This is a genomic window from Aporhodopirellula sallentina SM41, from assembly GCF_000346505.1.
GTDB classification, from domain to species: Bacteria; Planctomycetota; Planctomycetia; order Pirellulales; family Pirellulaceae; genus Rhodopirellula; species Rhodopirellula sallentina.
On sequence record NZ_ANOH01000334.1, the window covers coordinates 37,041 to 57,848 of the forward strand.

Annotated in this window: 18 protein-coding genes and 1 pseudogene; 13 read left to right on the top strand and 6 right to left on the bottom strand. The window is 57.1% G+C overall.

All coding sequences use genetic code 11. The annotated features are described in order from the left end of the window. Positions 1-170 precede the first annotated feature (170 nt). The gene (locus RSSM_RS22095) at positions 171-503 is read left to right on the top strand and encodes a HesB/IscA family protein (RefSeq protein ID WP_008684243.1); all 333 of its coding nucleotides are present in this window, start codon (positions 171-173) and stop codon (positions 501-503) included. A 321-nt stretch (positions 504-824) separates the two neighbouring features. On the opposite strand, the gene RSSM_RS22100 is transcribed toward RSSM_RS22095, so the two are convergent. Both RSSM_RS22100 and RSSM_RS22105 read right to left on the bottom strand, forming a co-directional pair. Then, positions 825-2,303, bottom strand: coding sequence for a DUF389 domain-containing protein (locus tag RSSM_RS22100; RefSeq protein WP_044303277.1), 1,479 nt, complete (start codon positions 2,301-2,303; stop codon positions 825-827). A gap of 93 nt (positions 2,304-2,396) precedes the next feature. Further along, positions 2,397-3,719, bottom strand: coding sequence for a hypothetical protein (locus tag RSSM_RS22105; protein WP_044303278.1), 1,323 nt, complete (start codon positions 3,717-3,719; stop codon positions 2,397-2,399). 202 nt (positions 3,720-3,921) lie between these two features. Here RSSM_RS22105 and RSSM_RS22110 point away from each other — a divergent pair, with 202 nt between their 5' ends. The 6 genes from RSSM_RS22110 to RSSM_RS22135 all read left to right on the top strand — a co-directional run bounded on the left by RSSM_RS22110 (position 3,922) and on the right by RSSM_RS22135 (position 10,545). Next, positions 3,922-5,151, top strand: coding sequence for a M24 family metallopeptidase (locus RSSM_RS22110; RefSeq protein ID WP_008684252.1), 1,230 nt, complete (start codon positions 3,922-3,924; stop codon positions 5,149-5,151). A 288-nt stretch (positions 5,152-5,439) separates the two neighbouring features. Beyond that, a complete protein-coding gene (locus RSSM_RS22115; RefSeq protein ID WP_008684254.1) occupies positions 5,440-5,769 on the top strand; it encodes a FliM/FliN family flagellar motor switch protein in 330 nt (109 codons plus the stop codon). A gap of 180 nt (positions 5,770-5,949) precedes the next feature. Further along, positions 5,950-6,939 (top strand): adenosine kinase, encoded by a 990-nt coding sequence (locus RSSM_RS22120; protein WP_008684256.1) that lies wholly within the window; start codon positions 5,950-5,952, stop codon positions 6,937-6,939. A gap of 3 nt (positions 6,940-6,942) precedes the next feature. After that, positions 6,943-7,326: a response regulator gene (locus RSSM_RS22125; RefSeq protein WP_008684258.1), complete on the top strand. Its 384-nt coding sequence runs from the start codon at positions 6,943-6,945 to the stop codon at positions 7,324-7,326. Beyond that, positions 7,311-8,936, top strand: a complete 1,626-nt coding sequence (locus tag RSSM_RS22130; RefSeq protein ID WP_008684260.1) for a TrkH family potassium uptake protein — start codon at positions 7,311-7,313, stop codon at positions 8,934-8,936. The genes RSSM_RS22125 and RSSM_RS22130 overlap by 16 nt, the downstream gene beginning before the upstream one ends. 1 nt (position 8,937) lies before the next feature. After that, positions 8,938-10,545 carry an NfeD family protein gene (locus RSSM_RS22135; protein ID WP_008684262.1) on the top strand — a complete coding sequence of 536 codons (1,608 nt, stop codon included), beginning with the start codon at positions 8,938-8,940 and terminating at the stop codon, positions 10,543-10,545. Between the two features lie 54 nt (positions 10,546-10,599). Here RSSM_RS22135 and RSSM_RS22140 read toward each other — a convergent pair whose 3' ends face one another. Continuing rightward, positions 10,600-12,609, bottom strand: coding sequence for a leucine-rich repeat domain-containing protein (locus RSSM_RS22140; protein WP_201767222.1), 2,010 nt, complete (start codon positions 12,607-12,609; stop codon positions 10,600-10,602). A 145-nt stretch (positions 12,610-12,754) separates the two neighbouring features. Between RSSM_RS22140 and RSSM_RS22145 the strand changes: the two genes are divergently transcribed. Next, entirely contained in the window at positions 12,755-14,239 is a 1,485-nt protein-coding gene (locus RSSM_RS22145) for a sulfatase family protein (protein ID WP_044303269.1), read from the top strand. Between the two features lie 52 nt (positions 14,240-14,291). Here the strand turns inward: RSSM_RS22145 and RSSM_RS22150 are convergent, their stop codons facing one another. Beyond that, positions 14,292-15,716, bottom strand: a complete 1,425-nt coding sequence (locus RSSM_RS22150) for a DUF6666 family protein (protein ID WP_008684268.1) — start codon at positions 15,714-15,716, stop codon at positions 14,292-14,294. A gap of 362 nt (positions 15,717-16,078) precedes the next feature. Here RSSM_RS22150 and RSSM_RS22155 point away from each other — a divergent pair, with 362 nt between their 5' ends. The 4 genes from RSSM_RS22155 to RSSM_RS22175 all read left to right on the top strand — a co-directional run bounded on the left by RSSM_RS22155 (position 16,079) and on the right by RSSM_RS22175 (position 18,628). After that, entirely contained in the window at positions 16,079-17,395 is a 1,317-nt protein-coding gene (locus tag RSSM_RS22155) for a hypothetical protein (RefSeq protein ID WP_008684271.1), read from the top strand. A gap of 290 nt (positions 17,396-17,685) precedes the next feature. Beyond that, on the top strand, positions 17,686-17,853 hold the full coding sequence (locus RSSM_RS32655) for a DUF1328 domain-containing protein (RefSeq protein WP_044303270.1): 168 nt from the start codon (positions 17,686-17,688) through the stop codon (positions 17,851-17,853). Positions 17,854-17,931: 78 nt separating this feature from the next. Continuing rightward, entirely contained in the window at positions 17,932-18,282 is a 351-nt protein-coding gene (locus tag RSSM_RS22170; RefSeq protein ID WP_008684278.1) for a hypothetical protein, read from the top strand. Between the two features lie 46 nt (positions 18,283-18,328). Further along, the gene (locus tag RSSM_RS22175) at positions 18,329-18,628 is read left to right on the top strand and encodes a Rho termination factor N-terminal domain-containing protein (protein WP_008684281.1); all 300 of its coding nucleotides are present in this window, start codon (positions 18,329-18,331) and stop codon (positions 18,626-18,628) included. 25 nt (positions 18,629-18,653) lie between these two features. Here RSSM_RS22175 and RSSM_RS22180 read toward each other — a convergent pair whose 3' ends face one another. Further along, positions 18,654-19,298, bottom strand: a complete 645-nt coding sequence (locus tag RSSM_RS22180) for a hypothetical protein (protein WP_144060029.1) — start codon at positions 19,296-19,298, stop codon at positions 18,654-18,656. A 57-nt stretch (positions 19,299-19,355) separates the two neighbouring features. After that, the gene (locus tag RSSM_RS22185; RefSeq protein ID WP_008684285.1) at positions 19,356-20,246 is read right to left on the bottom strand and encodes an SDR family oxidoreductase; all 891 of its coding nucleotides are present in this window, start codon (positions 20,244-20,246) and stop codon (positions 19,356-19,358) included. 207 nt (positions 20,247-20,453) lie between these two features. Here RSSM_RS22185 and RSSM_RS22190 point away from each other — a divergent pair. Then, positions 20,454-20,808, top strand: a pseudogene (locus RSSM_RS22190) (alpha/beta hydrolase); the annotation flags it as partial.

Consider the following 20,808-nt stretch of genomic DNA (forward strand, 5'->3'; position numbering starts at 1 on the left):
GACAACCGAATCCGTTTCGTTCGCACCGAACGACTAGTAGCAACTCAGAGACATCTAGCGACTTAAACAAGTAGCGACTCAGACAAGTAGCGACCCAGATTGGCCTGCGAATCAGGTTCGATCCGTACCAAACATTTCCGACCCCTCCTTCCTGGGAGTTCATCTCAACGATGGCCATTAAACTTACCGAACGTGCTGCAGAAGAAGTCAAGCGATTCCGCAAAGAGCACAACTTTGACGACTCGATGTTGCTTCGGATTGGCGTTGCCGGCGGTGGCTGCAGCGGTTTCAACTACACGCTGAACTTTGACGATAACTTCGATGAGAAGTCCGACAGCAAGTACGAGCACCATGGCGTGGCCGTCGTCGTCGACAAGAAGAGCGCCCTGTACCTCGATGGCACCGAAGTCGATTGGTTCGACAGTCTCGAGAAACAAGGGTTCACGTTCAACAACCCCAACGCGGTGAAGAGCTGCGGTTGCGGTAGCTCGTTCCAAGCGTAGCCGCCGGTCGTTAAGACGACTCGTATCGCATCGGTGAAACGTCGATGCGAGAGGTTGATGAGAAAAACATACAGACCGACGCGAACGCAGGGATTCATTCCTGGCCGACGCGTCGGTTTTTTGATGCGCGCTCAGTCGCTGGGGACGCGATGTCTGGCAAGATCGGCGACATCGTTCTTTGAAGAGGCCTGGTGTTCGGGGTACGGCCAAATTTTCAGGTAGTGAAACTCGCCAATCGTTTTGGAGGGGCTCTTGAATCGCCGAAAGTCTTGGCAACTTTCGCTACGGCGTTCACTCTTATTGGATAGCTGTAGCAATCCGCTAGAAGAGGAACCGTTCGAGGTGCATCATCCAAACGAGGACCAACAGGACGAGCGTCACCAGTGAAACGGTCGTCCGCGTGGCCCATTTGTTGTTGGTCTGTTTGCCCGATCCATTTTGAGTGCGACTCGGGACCGACGTGTCGATCCGTAGGCCTCGTGCGTACAGCACAAACGATGTCCCGATCATGATCGTCAACACGTTGACACCGACGAGGATCAACGGGCCGAACACGGGCCATCCTTGATCGGTTGATTGAAATACACCAAACGCCGTTTGCAATCCCGCCGTTGCGATTGGCGGAACCAGGGCCGCCGCGATGGCTGCTCCGGCGAGTGCTGAGGAGAGGTGGCTGCGGGTTCGGGCGTACGACGCGGCCATCCCGCCGACCAACCCGACACAGAAATCCAGCGGCGACGGATTGCACCGGCTCCACATCTCCGGTGTAACAACTGGTTCTTGCACGATCCGGACGAGCAACCCGAAAAGAAAACTCGAAACAAACGCACCGAGGAACCCGATCCCGATCGTCAGCCAAGACATCCGGAACAACGGACGGTTTCCATGAGCGAGTGACAAGCCTGCTCCCATGATCGGCGTCATCAACGGCGCGATCAACATCGCGCCGATAATGACCGCGGCGGAGTTCTGCAGCAGACCGAAGGCGGCTAACATCGCGGCCGCGGAAATCAACCCGAGAAACTCCAGGTTCGGCTGCGAGCCCTCGTGGAGCGTGTTGGCAAGTTCCAACCTCGCGTCACGATTCATCGGCTCGGCGACGTGGCTGGCCCAGTACCGGACACGCGATAACAGCGAACGGTCCCAACCTTCTTTGCTGCTGACCAACCCGATGGACGCGTTGGAAGATTCCGATAACAACGCACGAGCGAGGGCGTAGTGTTGTTCTTGTGATGGCGACGAGCCGAAGGGAATCCAGATCAAGTCTCCCTCGTCGCATCGTTGTCGTTCCAAACGTTTTGCTTTCTCGACGAGCGTTTGTGGATCTTCGCCCTCATTGTCTAACCAAACGTGGTCGAGTTGCAGCGAGCTGCGCGTTTGAAGCAGGCGACGCGAGATCAGGTTGGTTGTCTCGGTGAACGCGTCATCGATCGAGAAAATGTGTTGGTCGCTGTCCGGCGGCGTGGACTTCACACTGAGCCAAACCGCTTTCATGCCACAACGTTCGAACAGTGAGGCTTGGAAGCGATCGTCATCGACGTCGTCGATCATCACCAACAATCGGCAGCGGTCGGCGGTGAGTTTGGCGACCACCGTGTCGATGTCGGCTTCGACCAATTCGACCGGGCCTCGGTGTCCCTGATCATCCAATTCCGCTTCGGTCATCCTTGCGAGTGCTCGGTGATCGGTCCCGAGCACCAACGCGCCGAGCGAGTATCCGGTGGACCTAGCAAAACGGATCAACCACGGAAGCCCTTCGGAGAGTTGCTTCTGAGATCCGACGAGAAGAGTGACGTTCATTCGCGAGTGCGGTGTTTGCGGCCAGTAGGTCATGCTCCGCATGACACTCGGTGCGCTTTTTTGTTGTGTGGCTGTCATGCAGAGCATGACCTACTAGCGTGGTTGTTTAACGAATCGCCAATCGGGGACTTCGGCGACGCGTGCTTGTGGTTGCGAGATTGGTTGAAACGCGCGGTGCCGCGAGGTTGACTCGGATCGCTGGGCAGGAGCGTTCAGGTTCAGTTGTGTCTGTCGCAGCGATTCAGGTCGGATCGAATCGAATCGATCGAGTTGTTCGCCGAGACCGGGTGGAATGTCTTCGATGTCAGGAGTCGACTCGCTAGGGGCCCGTTCGAGCGGCGTCGAATTTCCCCGGCGTCGTTGTTCGTCTTGCCGGAGTTCTTCCTCGCGTGGGAACGGGGGCAGGAGATCATCCATCGGCGTCGATTGCGTCTGGTCGCTCGGGCTGGTGAGGTCGGCATCGAGACGGCTCTCGAGATCGAGGTCGCTCTCGAGGTCGGTGGTGTTGCCAACGTCTTCTGCGGATCCCGGGGTGTTCACGTAGGGCTGTTGTTGCATTTGTTGTTGGCGTCGATTCGCTTCGATCTGCGCCCGGAGCCGTTCGATCTTGGCTTCGTCGAGTTTGCGTCGTTCTTGCGAACCGACCGGTGGGCCGCCGAAGGTTTGCGACGGCTCAATGTCTTCAGGGCCGATGAGATACTTTTCGATCTTCTTTCGCTCACGCTGCTCGGCTTGATACTGTCGGAATTCTTCGAGTTCCTGGACGCTCATCGCAGGTGCCGCGGGGCTGCCGTCCGCGGTCGCGTTGACGGATGAATTGGTCCCGGACGGCGTGGTCGGCATCACGCTGTCGCCGGATCCGGCACGTGGAAGGTATCGGTTGCGAGGAACGTACGAACGGTCCGAGGGATCTTCGTAGTTGTTCATCCCTGCGCCGAACTCAGGGTCGGTGATCGGGGTAACGGGCCCGCGGTTCGCGTGAGCCTCGCGGTGACTGACCTGAGCGGCGTATTGATCAAAGCGATGGTAAAACGTTTCCGGACCGCGCGGTGAGGTGATCGGATCCACACCGGGCAACGGGCGTGGACGGCAGGTCGGGCAGCCCGCGATCCGTTCCGCGGGGGTACCCGTTCGTGCCGCATAGGAACGTGGCGGCAGATCGGCGAGGGGCCGAACACCGCTGCTGTGACACGCGTGGTAACCGTCACCCCAACCGCACCCGCAAAGCCGTCCGCTACGTTGGATCGTTTCCGGGAATCCGGCCATGGCGATCGAGTTCACCGAATGGATGCTCAAGGGCGCGCAGGCCGCCGCGAGGGGGCCGATCAACGCTGCGGCGATGAACGCCCGGCGCGAGAACCCATCACGAGATAGCAAGGTGCGACGTTGGCGTTTGGTTTGGGGCAGCCTGGTCATGAGCGGAATGTCGTCACGGGAGTTGCTGATGGGAACACGTGTCCGATTGCACGGTCGGCGCAGGAACGTTTGTTCCCACGAGTGCAACGGGCTCAACCGTTACGATCGGATGTTTGGTTGAAATCGTTGCCATCGAGCTTGCGTTTCTTCTTTGAGTTGTCGGTGCCTCGGCAGGGTCGGTTCGGTCAGGTAACTTGTAGGGATGATTCACCAAACATTGATTCAAACAGCGGCGACTTCATCCGATTCCGATTCCTCCTCGGAGGGCTACGCAACTTTGTTTGCGGGGCTGGCCGATCGGAACCCCAACCTATTCCGACGGATCGGTTTACCTCTCGGTGATCCGGTGGCGTGGATCGAATTGCCGACCGGAAACAAAATTCGAATCGTCCGCGATCTGGAGATGGATCGCACGCGAGCGGCGGGCACTGACGAAGGCAGCGATCGTGTTGCGATCGAGTTGGGCAGTGTTTTTTGTCCGGCCGACTTTCCTCCCAACGAAGGCGAGTTGAGCGCCGACCGTGAAACCGCGACCGCGCAGGCGGTAACGTCGTGTCTGCTTAAGGAAGGCGTGAGCCGAGTTCGAGCCGATCGAACGTTGCCGTTGATTTACGCGTGGCACGTTGCGGCTGCCGGGATTCAAATCGACTATGACGATCAACTCGGTGTGATGGACCGACGAGTGAAGACCGCCGATGAGATTGCGTCGCTGCGTCAAGCTCAACACGTGACCGAACAGGTGATGCTGCAAATTTGCAAACGAATCGCCAGTGCGTCCGTTGACGACGATGGTCACTTGATCGACGAAGCCTATCTGTTGACGAGTGAACGGATCCGCGCGTTCGCCGCGAGGTTGTTTATGGATCGCGGGTTCACCATGTCACACGGTGCGATCGTGGCGTCTGCACCGTATTCGGCGGACTGTCACCACGCCGGAACGGGGCCACTGTCGACCGGCGTTCCGATCATTGTCGACCTTTATCCACGTGATGAGTCGACGCGTTACAACGGTGACTGCACGCGAACGGTCGTTCACGGCACACCCAACGAAGAAACCCTGCGGATGCATGCGGCGGTGGTCGCGTCCAAAGCGGCCGGTGAGGCGGAAATGTATCCCGGTCGGACTGCCGATGCGGTTCATAAAGCGGTCATTCGCGAACTCGAGGCGGCCGGTTACAAACAGCACCGTGGCGAGCTGACGGACGAGGCGTCGATCCAGCACGGGACGGGACACGGGATCGGTTTGGAAGTTCACGAACCAATCTTGCTCGACGACGGTGGCGGTGAATTGTTTGCCAACGAGGTCTTCACAGTGGAGCCAGGACTTTATGGCCGTCTGACCGGTGGTGTTCGGGTAGAGGACATGGTGGTCGTCACCGAAAACGGGCCGGAAATTCTCAACGAGCTACCGATGGGATTGGATTGGCTCTAGTATCCCGACGCAGCCTGGTTTTCAGAGACGCCTGGTTTCCGGGGAGGCGGTAGTTGATCTTGTCAATGATCCTGCCGCATGAGGATCTTTGACAAGATCCACTACCTGAACGAGAGCTGACAGAAACGACGAGTACGGCGTGTTTTGTTGGCTTTCGGTTGCTGAGAGCTGGCCGGGAATACCAGGTTGTTCGCTGAAGTCTGGGCGATTCCGGTCACGGTGTTCATGAAAGGCGGCAAAGCGAGCACAATCGCTTAAGTTGCATGGGCTTCCGGTTCGATACCTGATGTGAAGGAATCGACGGAAAAAATGACCCAAACCGAACCATCCTCATTACCGAACGACGAGGCTGCGGCCACTGCAACGATGCAGCCGCAGTACCGGGAGCGTCTGCTTAAAATCAAGACGCCCGTCACGGTCACGTTGGCCGAGCGCAAAGAGACGCTCCGCAACATTCTTTCATTGGTACCGGGGTCCATGCTGACCTTCGATACGCATTGTGACCAGCCGCTCGAGCTGTCCGTGGGTGGTCATCCGATCGCGACCGGCGAAACCGTCAAAATTGGCGACAAGTTTGGTATCCGGATCCGCGAAATCGGCGTTCCGAAGGCAGACTGAAAATGCCAGGGGTGGGAAATCGGGAGGCTCCGCAGTGGCTTCTGACGCGTTCCTCGCCGTTCCCCTACTTGCTCAGACGAGCCGAAGACCGCATTCTGGGGCACGCCGCGTGCGAACCTTGCCGGGTTGCAACGCTCATAACCTATGCGCCTTTGAATCCATTGCTCCTGAATCCACCCCATGAATCACGACGTCTATGCCGTCGGCAACGCTCTTGTCGACATCCAAGCTCAAGTCAGCGACGATTTGCTCGCCAAGCTCGCCTTTGACAAGGGCATCATGACACTGGTGGATGATGAGCGGCAGGCTGGCGTGCTGGCTAATTTTGACGTGCCGACGTTGAACAGGTGTGCCGGCGGATCGGCTGCCAACACGATCGCCGCGGTGGCCGACTTCGGGGGCAAGGCGTCTTTTGTCGGCAAAATCGGGAACGATGAAACCGGTCAGTTCTTCACGCAGGACCTGCGAAACCTGGGCGTGACGATTGACGTTGATCCGCTCGAAGGGAATCCGACCGGCACGTGCGCGATCTTGATCACCGACGATGCCGAGCGGACGATGCTGACGAATCTCGGTGCGTCGGTTCACCTATCGGTGGACGATATTGACGAAGCCGCGATCGCAGCAGCGCAGTACATTTACATTGAAGGCTATCTCCTCACCGGCGACACCGCGAAAGCGGCAGCGTACCGGGCGATGGAACTCGCCAAGAAGAACAACGTCAAAGTCGCGTTCACGGCGTCGGATCCGTTTTTGGTGAACATGCTCCGCGATGAGATTTGGGACTTGATTCGCGGCCCCGTCGATTTGTTCTTCTGCAACGAAGAGGAAGCGCAGAGTCTGACCGGGCTGACCGATCCGATCGCATGTGCGAGCAAGATTCACGAGACCGCCGAGAACGTCGCGATGACGCTCGGCGAGAAAGGATCGATCCTGATGCACGGCGGTGAGGCGATTCCGATCGAAGGCGTCAGCGTCGATGCGATCGATACAACCGGAGCAGGTGACATGTACGCCGGTGGTGTTTTGTACGGTATTACAAATGGATTATCATGGAAGCAGGCCGGTCACCTCGGCTCGCACGCCGCCGCCCGCGTTGTCGCGCAACTCGGGGCCCGGTTGGCGACCCCGTTCACCAAGGATGAAGTCCAAGAGCTAACCAACGTGTGATCCATGATTGCAAACGTTCTAATCACCGACGACGATGCCGATTACCGCGAGACCCTTTGCGATGCTCTATCGCGTCGGGGGCTCAGTCTGCATCAGGCTCGCGACGGTGATGAGGCGTTGGAGGTCATCGAGCGAGAGCCGATCCACCTCGCACTGCTCGACGTGCACATGCCACGCGTCACGGGACTCGAGGTCATTCGTGTCTTGTCGGAGCGTTCGGCACCGATGCCGTATATCTTGATGAGCGCGATGATGGACGAAGAAATCGAACGAGAAGCGGCGAGGATGCGAGCTTACAAAATTCTTCATAAACCGATCCGGCTGAAGGTTCTCCGGGACATCGTCTGCGGCGGACTGGCCGAGACGTATGGGTGGCGTCCCTCTTGAATTATCCATTGCTGCTCCGATTCCTCGGAACCATCTGTTTGCTGATCGGCGGATCGATGGGCTTTAGCCTGCCGTTCGCGTTCCCTCAGTTTGCAGAGCGGACGCATCTGCCTCCGGCGGCCGAGTTTGAACAGGCCGGTGCGTACGGATTGCTGGCCAGCATGATGGTTTGCTTTGTCGTCGGGCTGCTGTTCCGCTTCTTCGGCCGGTCCTACCGCCATGGCGGTCAACTGTTTCGAAAAGAAGCGATGGCGATCGTGGGGTTGTCGTGGGTCAGTGCCACCGTGCTCGGTGCGTTGCCGTATTACTTCAGCGGAACGCAAACGACGGCGGAGAACCCGATCACGTTTATCGAAGCGATGTTCGAGTCGCAGTCCGGCTTCAGCACGACGGGAGCGACCGTGCTGACGGATTTGGAATCGCCCGGCATGGTGCCTCACTGCATTCTGTTTTGGCGGTCCTGGACGCACTTCCTAGGCGGGTTGGGGATTGTGGTTCTGTTTGTCGCGATCCTCGGTCAAGGCTCGGCCGGGAAAGCTATGATGCGGGCGGAGATGCCGGGGCCAACCAAAGACGGCAGCATGCCGCGGATGCAGCACACCGCACTGGTTTTCGCGGCGATCTATTTGGGGCTGAACGTTCTCTTAACGTTCGTGTACTTCTTCGAAGGTATGAGCATGTTTGACGCCATGTGTCACGCCTTTGGCACGATGGCGACAGGAGGATTCAGCACGTACAACCGATCTCTCGGTGGATTTGACAGTCCATTGATCGAATCGACCACGATCTTCTTCATGGTCCTCGCCGGGACGAACTTCACGCTTCTGTATCTGACAATGATCAGTGGGCCGCGGCGGTTGATCCGGGATGTCGAGTTTCGAGCTTACCTGGTCATCATCGGGCTGGTGACCGCAGGAGTCGTCTTCTTTGGGATGAAGGCCGGGGATGTCGGGTTCGAGTCCCTTGCCACGGCCAGTCGCAACGGATTGTTCCAAGTCGTTTCGGTGATGACGACGACGGGCTACGGCACCGCTGATTTTGACCGATGGAACAACTTCGGTCGTGGTATTTTGTTGCTGTTGATGTTCGTCGGCGGTTGTGCGGGCAGCACGGGTGGCGGTCTGAAAGTGATCCGGCACGTTTTGTTCTACAAAATCCTGCATCTGGAAATTGAGCGCGCCCACCGCCCGCGCGTAATCCGGCCTCTAAGGATTAGCGGCCAGGCGGTGGATGATCCGCTGCTGGCACATAATATTTTGCTGTACTTTTGTTTGATTCTGGCCATCTTCGTTTTCTCATGGCTCGCGTTGATCACTTTCGAACCGAACTCCACCTGGGGTGTGGTCGAAAGCGACGTGGCTCAACAGAGCGAAGTCGGAAAAGAGTTGCTCAAAGGCACGCTCGACGACAAACTGCTAGATAGTGCCAGCGCCGTTGCGGCGACGCTAAACAATATCGGTCCAGGGCTCGGGGTGGTCGGAGCGACACGCAACTATGCCGAGTTCAGCCAAGGTGCGAAGCTGCTATTCGTTTGGTTGATGATGCTCGGACGCGTTGAAATCTTCAGCGTGTTGTTGCTGTTCGTGCCGTCGTTCTGGCGAAGGGTGTGACATGACGAATCTAAAACTTACGCAAACGACGTTGTTGCTGATCGGCTGCATCGTCGGCGGTATGGCGTTCGTCACGCCGCAACTCGTTCGCGCCGATACCACTGCCGACACGGTGGAACTCGGTGTCGAAAACGATCTCGCAGAGAACGATCCGGCGGCCGATGATCTCGCTGCAGACGCCAGGAACGAACGCAAACAAGAATCGGGAAAGCGAACCGCGGTCATTCTGCCACTCAAGGAAGACATCAATCCGCTCAGCGGCGCGCTGTTGAAACGCAAGTTCGAAGCGGCCGTGGATTCAGGTGTCGATGTGATCATTCTCGACATTCATTCCCCCGGCGGGTTCACGTCGGTGACGTTCGAGCTGATGGACATGGTGCTCGATGCGAAGGACGTCGAAACGGTAGCTTACATCGAGAAAGATGCGATCAGCGGTGCGGCGTTGTTGGCGTTGGCAACGGATACCATCTTGATGAAGCCCGATGCCCGGATGGGCGATGCCGGTGAAATTGTGATGGGAGAGGACGGAGCGTTCCGCTATACCGAAGCAAAGAGTCGCAGCGTGCTCGCGCAGAAGGCTCGAGATACCGCTCAAGCAACGGGCCGGTCCCTCGCCCTCGCGGAGAAAATGACCGACAAGGACATGGTTGTTTACCGGGCAACCAATACTCGCACCGGAGAAGAACGTTTTCTCTCGGACAAAGAACACGCCGCACTCGCCGATGCGGATGACTGGGAACTCGGAACACCGATTCGCGAGGCCGGCAAAGACATGTTCTTCATTGCTAACGGTCGCCGCGCGGTCGAACTCGGAATGGCGGACCAAACCGTCTCCGGGAAAGATCAACTCGCGCGAGTACTCAACGTCCAGGCACCGATACCGGAGGTGCAACGCAGCTGGGTGGATACGCTCGTGTTGATCTTGAACATGAAATTCTTCACGTTCCTACTGCTGTTGATCGGTTTGGTAGCGTTGGCAGTGGAGTTGAGTGCTCCCGGAATCGGCGTGGGAGGATTGGTCAGTTGTTTGTGCTTCGGGCTGTTCTTCTGGAGTCGGTTTCTCGGCGGGACGTCTGGTTGGCTCGAAGTGATGTTGTTCGTGATGGGATTGTTGTTCATCGCGGCCGAGGTGTTTGTGATTCCAGGTTTTGGTGTCGCGGGCATCATGGGATTGGCGTTAACGCTCGGGTCGCTCGTGATGGCGTCGCGGCGATTCTCAATGACCGATGGCGGTGTTGATTGGACTTCGCTGAGCAACGACGTGGCTCTCGTTTTGGGGGCGTTTCTCGCGTTTCTCGTCGCCGCGATCTTCCTGACCAGCTACATGGGACAGATCCCCGGTCTGAGTCGGTTGACCTTGCAGGCCGAGGTTGCGCCGGACTCGTTCGTCGTCTCTGATTCCACGCCTGCGTGGCAGAAAGTCCAAATCGGACAAACCGGGACAACCGTCTCGCCGCTGAGACCGGGTGGGCGAATCGAGATAGACGACATGATGCTCGACGTTGTAACCGAAGGTGATTATGTCGGTCCGGGGAACCCCGTTCGCGTGATCGCCAAACAGGGAACACGCGTGGTCGTGCGACTGATCGACGATTCCGCCAACGTGTGAGTCGGGTTCCAAATGTCGTGCAAACACATGCAACTTCTCGCGTTGATCGTCTGGCTATGGTGCTAGCTGCAACGGATTGAGATCCAGGTTAGGGATTGCCGACCGTAGTCTTTGCAAACCGGAATCACTGATGCGGGTTCGTTGCACGTCGGTCGTTTGAAGGTTCTTGAATTGCGTCAGTTTACCGATCGCCGCATCGGTCGCGCCGGTTCCGGTCAACCAAAGTGTCTCGATGACCGAGTCCGCTACGATCGAACGGATGGTGGTGTCGTCGATCGCTGTCCAACTCAGATCGAGTTCGCGAAGTCGGTTGGCTTTTGCGAGCGTGCTGCCGATCCCCGTCGTGATCTTGGTGGCTTCCAAACTGAGTTGATCGAGGGAGGCAGCGTCGCCGATGATCCGTTGAACTTGTTCGTCATCGATCGGTGTTCGTGACGCGTCAAACCAACGGACATTGGGAAGCGTGGGGAGTGTTTTCCATCCCTCTTGAGTCACCTCGCAACCGGACAAGCAAATTGCGGTTGCGGCACCTGGAATCGGATGCGCGATCAGATGTTTGTCGTCGACACGCAGGAAGCGATCGACACGCGAGTTGTCAAAACTCACATCATCGCCTTGATCACGCAGGCACGGGAAATCCGTGATGTCGACGTTATAGATGTCCGCGAGCAATCGATACACCTGCGCTCGCATCGCGGGTCGTTGGCCGGCGTCAATCGCGCAGTGCGTTTGCAAGATTGCATACGAGTACCATCTCGATAAGTCCGAACGGCGTTGGATAGCGAGACGATTGCCGCGCAGTTCGGTGACCGACGCGATCGGTTGTCTCGCAATCAATGTTTGATAACGGGCGAATTGCAATCGGTTGCTATCCCAACCGCCGATGCACGCCAAACGGTCTCCCATCTGAATCGATTCAAAATGTCCGGCGATGCCTTCGACGAGCCAAAACTCATCGGTATCGAGAGTAATTCGGCGAGACCTTTTCCGGTCGCTCGCCTCTTGAAACAATTGATGACATGTTTCGTGGGCCATCCCAGAAGTGTCTTCCTGTGGGAAGAAAAAGGACGTCTCGAGCGAGTCGCTGTAAAAGCCTGCGGATGCGGCAACGGTCGAAGGACGGCCTGCTGCGATTTGCGAGTGTGAGATCGTCATTTGGTAGGAACGTTCATCGGGCAGCAACACAACCCGGTGTCGTTGGCGAAGACTAAGCCGTGAGGACGCGTTGCGGCTGAGGAAATCGTCGGCAGATTCGGTTTGAGGATTCCAATCAGACAAGCGTATCGCGACTTGGTCACGGCCTGTCCAAAGCGGGAAAAACATTTGTGTCCACGTCCAATAAAATCTCTCGAGGTCCCGAGCGACGTGGTGCGATGTTTCGCGGTCGGCTCGCGTCAGTATTTCGAAGTGTGGCGTTTGGACGACCGCGAATGAGCCAGCCCGCCATGGAAGAAATTTAGGCGAGACACGTCCACGACGACTCGTGATCTGAACGTCGCCATTTTGAGGCAGCCCCAACCATCGACGGATCGATTGAGATTGGGGTGTTTGGCAGTGAGCGTTCCACACGGCGAGGTACCGTAGCCAATCGGTGTCGCTGCCTTGCGATGATTGGTCGATCCCAAACGCTTCGGTGGGAGACACTCCGGACGCCATGATCGCACGGTCGGTTGGAGATAGGTTGGCAGTAGGGGATAGTTGGTCGGCCGGGGGGAGATTCTCGGCCGCGGCTAAATGGTCGGCGTCCGCCGGCGTTGTCGCCGAATCCTCGTCCGCGTCGATCGGGAGAAAACACCGTGTGCGATCCGCCGCCTCGGCGCGTGAAGCGGGGCCGACCGTGAGGCTGACGAAGGCAATTGGCCCGGCGAAGGGGGCGGATGTTGTGATCGCCCCGGCCAACACGATCAACACTCTGCCGACCTGTTTCATTAAACTGCGACGGAACGATGCTTCATGCTCAACCGGCTGAAAATTAGCTGGCTGCAAATCCGTCGATTGGGATTCCGCTCGATGTTCATATCGCCGGCGTTCATTCGTAGAAGATGTGCTCGCGATATTGCGCATGACGTTTATCCGTTGGATCCTGTGATCTCGTTTCCCTTCCCCGCACACGTTTTGGATGTTCAAAATTATGTCTGTTTCCATTCTACGGTCATCGATCCGCCGCGGATGCTGGGCGTCGGTGGCGGTTGGATTTTTCGTATGCGTCATGGCGGGGGGCTCAGTGGACGTCAACGCGGCCGAACGCAATGTGTTGTTTATCATTACTGATGACGAAAGTCCCACGCTCGGTTGCTACGGGGATTCCTGCGCGGTCACGCCGGCGATCGATGCGGTCGCCGCCGACGGGGTGGTTTTCCAAAACGCATTTGCAACGACGGCATCGTGTAGTGCCAGTCGCAGTGTCGTGATGAGCGGGATTCACAACCATCGTAACGGACAATTCGGACACCAACATCATTATCACAAGTTTGCATCCTTCCAGGATGTAATCGGGCTTTCTCTGCCGCGTGTCATGCAACGGGCGGGGTATCGTACCGGTCATATCGGTAAGTACCACGTTGCGCCGGAGGAGATCTACCATTTCGAAACTTACCTGAAAGGCAACGGACGAAACGCGGTGGAAATGGCGGAGAAGTCTCGGGCCTTTCTCACTCAAAACGATGATCGTCCGTTTTTTCTCTACTTCGCGACCTCGGACCCACACCGGGGTGGCGGGGTCGACAAGACCTCTGATTTGGATTTGAAACCAAACCTGTTCGGCAATCGTCCGCGGCGGAGTTCACACGATGGCATTGATGAGGTGTTCTTTGATCCGGCCGACGTCATCGTCCCACCGTTTTTACCTGACACGCCCGAGACCCGCAGCGAATTGGCACAGTACTATCAATCGTGCAGTCGCATCGATCAGGGGGTGGCTCGGTTGGTACAGATTTTGAAAGACGCGGAACTGTACGACAAAACACTGATCGTTTTCACCTCTGATCACGGGATGGCGTTCGCCGGAGGGAAAACAACCGTCTACGAAGGTGGGCTGCGCGTTCCGATGGTCGTGCGTGACCCGTATCAAAGCGAACGCGGTACCGAGAGCGAGGCGTTGATCAGCCACATCGACATTACACCGACGCTATTGGATTTTGCCGGTGGACTCGACCGGGAGACCAACGCTCCGAAAGAGATGCTCGACGTCAAGAAGTATTGGAAAGAACGCGGCGTTTCACCGATGGACAACCTCAACGGTGGGAAACCGTTTGCCCGCTATCACGGTCGATCCTGGTTGAACATTCTCGGTGATCCGTCGCGTTCCCATCACGACGAAATTTTTGCGTCACACACGTTTCACGAGATTCAGATGTACTACCCGATGCGAGTGATCCGTGACGACCAGTACAAACTGATTTGGAACATCGCTCACCCGTTGCCGTATCCGTTCGCCAGCGACCTGTGGGCCGCGAGCAGTTGGCAGGCACAACTCGCCAAAGGCCCCGACGCTCCGTACGGAAACACGACCGTGGACGGTTACGTGCAACGGCCTGAATTCGAGCTGTTTGATATCGACGCCGATCCCGACGAAACGACCAACCTCGCGGACAGTTCAGGTCACCAGGAGGTGCTGAAGAAGTATCAGCGGAAGCTCAAGGCGGCCCAGGAGCGGTATGACGACCCCTGGATTATGAAATGGGAGTACGAGTAGCGTGCCAAGTTGCAGATAACCAGTCGCTGGTTTTGCGATCTGTTGTCTGGTCTTATCTGAACACGAAGAACGTTCCGTTGTCGGCCACGTCAAACAGCGGTCGGCAGTAGCGGCTCGAACGTTTGCCGAAGCCCGGGCGGTACGTCATGCTGATTCCCATGTTCCAGCCTTCGGCCTGATGATCCGGAATCACCGAGTCGTCGCCTGGCGAGAAGTAGGTCGATGTCAAACGCATCGACAAACCGTTCTTCAAAGGCATTGTCATATCCGATCCGATCAAGAAGTGTTCGTCGTCGGTACCGCCGATGTACGAAGTCCACTCACCGGTCGAGCCGAACGAGTACCGATAGAACGCACGGTATTGGTTGGTCGCCTCGAGTGTTTCCGATCCGTTGAAGACCGCACCGGACTCGTCGAGGACGGTGGTCGTCACCGTGTCATCGCTGACGCCGCCCATCCAATGAAAACCGAATCCGTGGCAGGCGGACCACTTCCAACTCAACTCGCCACGCAGTTGCAGGAGGTCGGTTTGGTAGTACCAATCTTCATTGAGGTAGTCCAGCACGACGCCGTACTGCAGACCGTAGTCGACTCGGCGGAACAGACCGCCGGTCAAGAAAATTTGGTTCCGTTGCTCATCGGTGAAATCTTCGCCTTGCAGGTTGCTTTGGGTGGCTCGCAGTCCGAACTGTGCGGCGAGGTCGAGTCCGATCCATGGACGCAGATTGCGACCTTCGTTGAATCCTTGTTGGAAGCCAAAGCTGCCACTGTCGGTGCTCGATGCGGCACCAGTTGCCGGGTCGTTCATTGGGTTGTGATAGGCTTGGTTTCCCATGAAGAACTCAAATCGATTCCAATCAATATGAAGAATCGGTAGGAACAGCGGGAAGCAATCCACGCGGCATGACGGGGCACACGCGTAGCCGTCGCAACTGCCAATGCCTGATGTGCAGGCGTCGCAACCGGACGCGTCACCGTAGACTTCCATTCCGCATGCCGGTTCGAAACCGCAACCGGGCTCCAAACCGCAACCGGGTTCGATCCCGCATCCCGGTTCGAGTCCGCATCCCGGTTCGAGTCCGCATCCCGGTTCAACCACGTAGCCGCCTTCGAGGCCGCAGCCAGGGTCCTGCATCATGGGACCCGAGCACTCGCCACAGTCACATACCGGACCGCACGCGCCGTAGTCTTCCAAGAAACCGACTTGGCGGACATCTCCGTTGCTCGATCGTGAACGTGATTGGCTTGACGATGCCCGTCGGACCGTTTGGGTGGGTTGGGTGGTGTCTGCCGAAGCGTCCGCGTCCACTCGTGACGGTGACCAACTCGTTCGGCTGGTCGGTTTCGTGCGGAGGATCCGGACGGGACCTTCAGCGGAGACGACGGTGGCAAATCCCGGTGCGATCAACAACGCAATGCCGAGCACGAGCTGCTTGGCGGCAATCGAAGTAAAACGCTGTGTTTTCGTGACTGGCATGGAGTAGTTCCCGATTCGCGAGTCAGGCGGATATCGCCCAAATCACTGTAGGTGAATTCGATATCACTGCTTATCGGATCCCTAGGGTCGGCTTCATTAGGAAAACTTGCGTAACCCGCAAAGCTTGTCTAACCGGAGTCGTGAGGACGAGTTTCACGGAGGTTTCCAGTGAGATAATCGGCACAACCCGACTCCGGTTGTGAATGCTGTTTCGGTTGCTCCGTTCCTACCGAAAGAGACTGCCACAGGCAATTTCGCGTCAGGGAAGACTGCGGATGCCTGTCGCCGGTCGCGTTTGCCACCGCCGGTGATTGCACGTTAGAGATGTCTCGTTTTGTTGGACAGGGAGGTCGACAAATCGCATGAGCAAATATCGCCGATACGGTTTGTTGTTCCTGCTCGCGATAGTGATCCCGAGTCTGGGATGGCGTTACTTGTCGCCCAACACGGCCCAGGCTCTCGGCGTGCCGCTGAGTTGGGTCGGGCTCTCCGACGCTGCGGTCGCGTCCGATTCGACGTCGCTCGATTTCGGCGACTCGGTTGAGACGCTGTCTTTGGACGGGGAAGTCGTCGAGACTCTGCCGGTCCCCGCCGGTGCAGACGGATCGTTTGCTATTTCGGAATCCGGAATGACGGTTGAGCACGCGGTCGCATCACCTGCGATGTACACGCAGAATCAAGTCATGCGGTGGGCGTACGACCGGTCACCGGAAGCTGCGTTGATCGAAGCCGAAGTCGATGCGGTGCTCCGCGGGATCGATCCCAAAGATCCGGACGCGTGCTGTTCGGCTCGGTTGATCCGGAATGTTTTGCGTGAGGTCGCGTTGGCTCGTCGATACGACGATGCCACGCATGCGGTAGTTGCCTATCACAAATTGATTGCGGCAACGCAGGCGGTTGAGATTGCCGAGCAGGCGATTCAGACGGCCGATCAGTTGATCTCGATGGCCGATCAAGCCGAGCGGTTGGAACTGCCCGATGGAGATCCCATTCATCTGCGGCAAACGCGGTTGGATTTGGTCACGATCAAGACCGAGCAGTCGTTCAATACGTTGAAGCTCCGCCAGGAGCTATCTCGTTTGACCGGTCGCGAGGAAGCCGAGGTCGCCCACGCAATCATGATGGATGCGTTACCCGTTGACGCTCCCACGATCATTGCCGGCGAAGCCGTTGCAGTCGCACTCGTGCAGCGTCGTGACTTGCGAGCCGTTCAGGTTCTTTGTCGCGAACTACGGAGTTGCAATGTCGATGCGGCTCGGTTGCTGATGGGGATCGTCAGTCCCGGCGTTGGTTTGTCACTGGCGACGGCTAGCAAAGGTTTGTTCCAGTGTCTCAAGGAAGATCGCTCGGACGATGACCTACACGCACGACGTCGGCAATGCTCGCAGCTCTGCCGATCGCTCGAGGTCGTCATCCGCAACGAGACCCTGCAGGCAGTCTTGGACGTGCGGAGTGCCGCGGCGCGGTTGAAGTTGGTTGATCAGCAAATCGATTTGGCCCATCAACGTCTCGAAGAAGCACGCGGTCGGATCGAGATTGACGAGGAGACGCCGGGAACCGATCTCGCGCTCGAACTCGAAATCTTTGAGTACCAAGCGAAGCGGATCGCGTTGCAGAAAGATCTAGCGTTGGCTCTCGATGATCTCGATCACGCCCGCAGCATGCCGATCGGTCAGTAGTCAGTAGCAGTTTGTATACGGCGGTTCGTTTCCGCGACCCGCGTTTCGAAACGCGTTCTTCGAAAAGTTACCGCGATGGCGTGGTTGACCGATTTCCGGCCAAGGTGACTTCCCTTTGGCCGTCCTGCGAGAGTTGAGAGAGCAAAAACGATCGTTTTTGATTCTTTCCTGTTCCGCAGACGCATTGTCTCGCGATTGGCACACGAATCGCTTTTCCTGGTTCTGAACAATCGCGTTAGACGTGACGCTCACGCCTACGTGACGATTACATTTTCAACTAGGAGATTGCCATGTTAGGCTGGGCTTTGACTTTTCTGATTATCGCGTTGATCGCAGGTGTTTTGGGGTTCGGCGTTGTTGCCGGAACCGCCGCGACGATTGCAAAGGTTCTCTTCTTCGTATTCCTGGTCCTTTTCGTGATCGGGTTGCTGATGGGACGTCGCGGACCTGTTGCTTAGTCCGCGCCACCGATTGGACTTAAAGCGGCGTGTCTTTAGGCATGCCGCTGCTTTGTTGCGCTAACACGAGGTCTGAAAATGCGCGAAACCAACCCGCAAATCGAATCGGCTCTGAACGAGATATCGGAACTGGTCTGTCAATCTCTCATGAAGGAAGGTGGTCAATTGACGGATCGCCGGGACGGATTGCTCCGGACACTGCTTATGAGCGGCTACAAAACGACGCACGATCGATGCTTGATGACCGACGTTGAGAGTCGCGTGAAGCAGAAGTGTGGCGAATGTGCGATGCACCGCGGCGGGGCACTGTCTTCGATCACGAGTGATCTGAGTAACAAATTCAATGTGCTGGCGAAGTGGGAGGCTCATTCTCCGTCCGACGAGAGCCCGTCAAAGCCAGCAAACATCAGTTCGGCAACAGACGCCTAGGGTAACCGACGCGTCTGCGGCCGACGATTCACAAAGAGGTCAAGCGATGGCTGAGTGGACAGACAAAGACGAGCGGCAATACGAACACATCAAGGAAAGCCAGCTCGAGGACGGGATGTCGGAAGACGATGCGCAAGAGATCGCCGCGCGAACCGTCAACAAGCAACGTCGTCAAGAAGAGCGTACGCCCAATAAGACGACCCAAGGAACGGGCAACCCGAATGCGTCTCTCGAGGACCGTACCGTGGACGAGTTGCACAACCGGGCTGCGGAACTGGATATCCCCGGACGAAGTAAGATGAACAAATCTGAATTGGTCGACGCGATTCGCGATGCCAATTCATGATGGGGCCAACGCATGTTGCGCTGCTTTAGGCAGGCTCATCTGCCGTTTGGCAGGATTCTATTGTTCGTCGTCTCAGCCACTCGGGATACGATTCGTTCGGTGGGATCGTTGCTGAGGTAAAGCCCGCATGTCTTAAAATAAGGCGTAACGAATCGGTTGCTTCTCGGTACGCGTGTTGGTGGCGACTGTTGTTCGAGTTAGTCGGTATTTTTATTTGCCGCTCAAGGGCGAACGTGAAGAAGGTCTGACCCGCGACGACCACTTCCGCCGCTTCTGCTTGAGTCGGCGGATCATGAATTTCGTCGTTGCCTTCTTCGTCGATCTCATCTGGTTCAATGCGGAGACCGTTCGAGTCGAAGTATCGAAGAGATCGGCGTTTCGTGACTGCGATCCAATTTTCTCTGGCCGCTCGAACAGTTGCGTCGCACTCGGCTTCGGCTACCGGACAAGATAGCTTTGTCCAGATCTGCATTTCATCATGAACCGACACGAGGTGTTTTGTCTCTAGGCGAGCGTCACCATTGCTGCCGCGGATCTTCACACTCGAACGGTTGCTCGCGATGGATGCGTAGTAGTCCGTGCGTGTTTCCTCCCTGTCCATCCAATCGCGAAGGTTCGAAAACGCGTCGGGCGAAAACACGCGATACTCCATGGTTGTCGTGCAGGTCATCGCTGTCGAGAATTGGTGAGTGATGTCATGACTTCTGTGCTCGATCCCGCGCATCGGCTATCCGTTAATGATCTCGCCGCCGTTGGGATGCATGACTTGACCGGTGATGTAAGAAGCGTCATCGCTCGCGAGAAACACGTAGCATGCTCCGCATTCATAGGGCTGGCCAGCGCGGCCAATGGGGGCATCGGTGCCAAACTCGGCGACTCGGTCTTTGGGAAAGGTAGCCGGGATCAGCGGTGTCCAGATGGGGCCTGGTGCGACCGCGTTAACACGCACGCCAGACTCCACGAGGTTCTGAGAAAGCGAGCGGGTAAAACTCACGATCGCACCCTTGGTAGCGGAGTAGTCCAGCAATCCCGGGCTGCCTCGGTAGGCGGTCACGGACGTGGTGTTGATGATCGAGCTGCCTTTCTGTTTCTTCAGATGAGGTTCGGCCGCTTGGCAAAAGTAGAACATCGAGAAAATGTTCGTTCGAAACGTGCTGACGAGCTGTTCTTCGGTGATCTTCTCGATCTCTTTTTGAGGGTGTTGTTCGGCTGCGTTGTTGATCAAAACGTCCAGCCGGCCAAATGTATCGACGGTCTTCTCAACCGCCTCCTCGCAGAACGATTGGTCGCCGATGTCTCCCGAGAGCAGCAGGCACTTCTGCCCTTCATTCTCGACCAAACGTTTCGTTTCTTGCGCGTCGTCGTCTTCGTTGAGGTAGACGATCGCCACGCTCACACCTTCGCGTGCAAATAGCGTCGCGACGCTTCGTCCGATTCCGCTGTCGCCGCCACTGATCAGGGCGACCTTGCTCTTCAGCCTGCCGCTGCCGACGTAGTCTTCGCGAATGCTGATCGGTTGAGGATGCATCTCACTTTGAATCCCCGGCTGGCTGGATTGGGACTGTGGTGGTTTGCCGTCGTTGTCTGAGCTTCCCCGTTTCTTAGATTTGTTCGCCATGGAAGGTCTCCGTTGATGTTGCTCGTCGCTTGTTCAGTTCAGGGTGATTGCCGGGCAGATCGCATCGGCTCCGTTTGCAATCTCGGCAAAACCACGTTGCGAACCGTGTGCCATGTCGATCGGCGGAGGCGGAGCAGGAGAGGTGAGTTTCGTCACCCGAGCAGCTATGATGGCGACGCCTCAAATCTTTGGAGAGAAAGTGACGTTATGAATACCAAGATCGCTGCTCTGCTTTTGTTCTTCTTGTTCAGTTCGATGGGTTTTGCCGATTCGAACCGTGAACAACTGCGGGAGCAATTGGCAAACTACGAGACAATCGAGAACATCGTTTACAAGACCGTCGATGGTCGCCGTCTCGACATGTTGATCTTTCTGCCGGACAAAAATCTTCCACGACCGATGCCGGTGATGCTTCACACGCACGGCGGTGGTTGGAGCGGCGGGAACAAGTACAAAATATTGCGAAGTTCGTTTGTGGGGACGCTCGATCAATTGCTCGAAAACGGTGTCGCGTGCGCGACCATTGAATACCGTTTGACTCGTGGTGATTCGACCGCTGTCG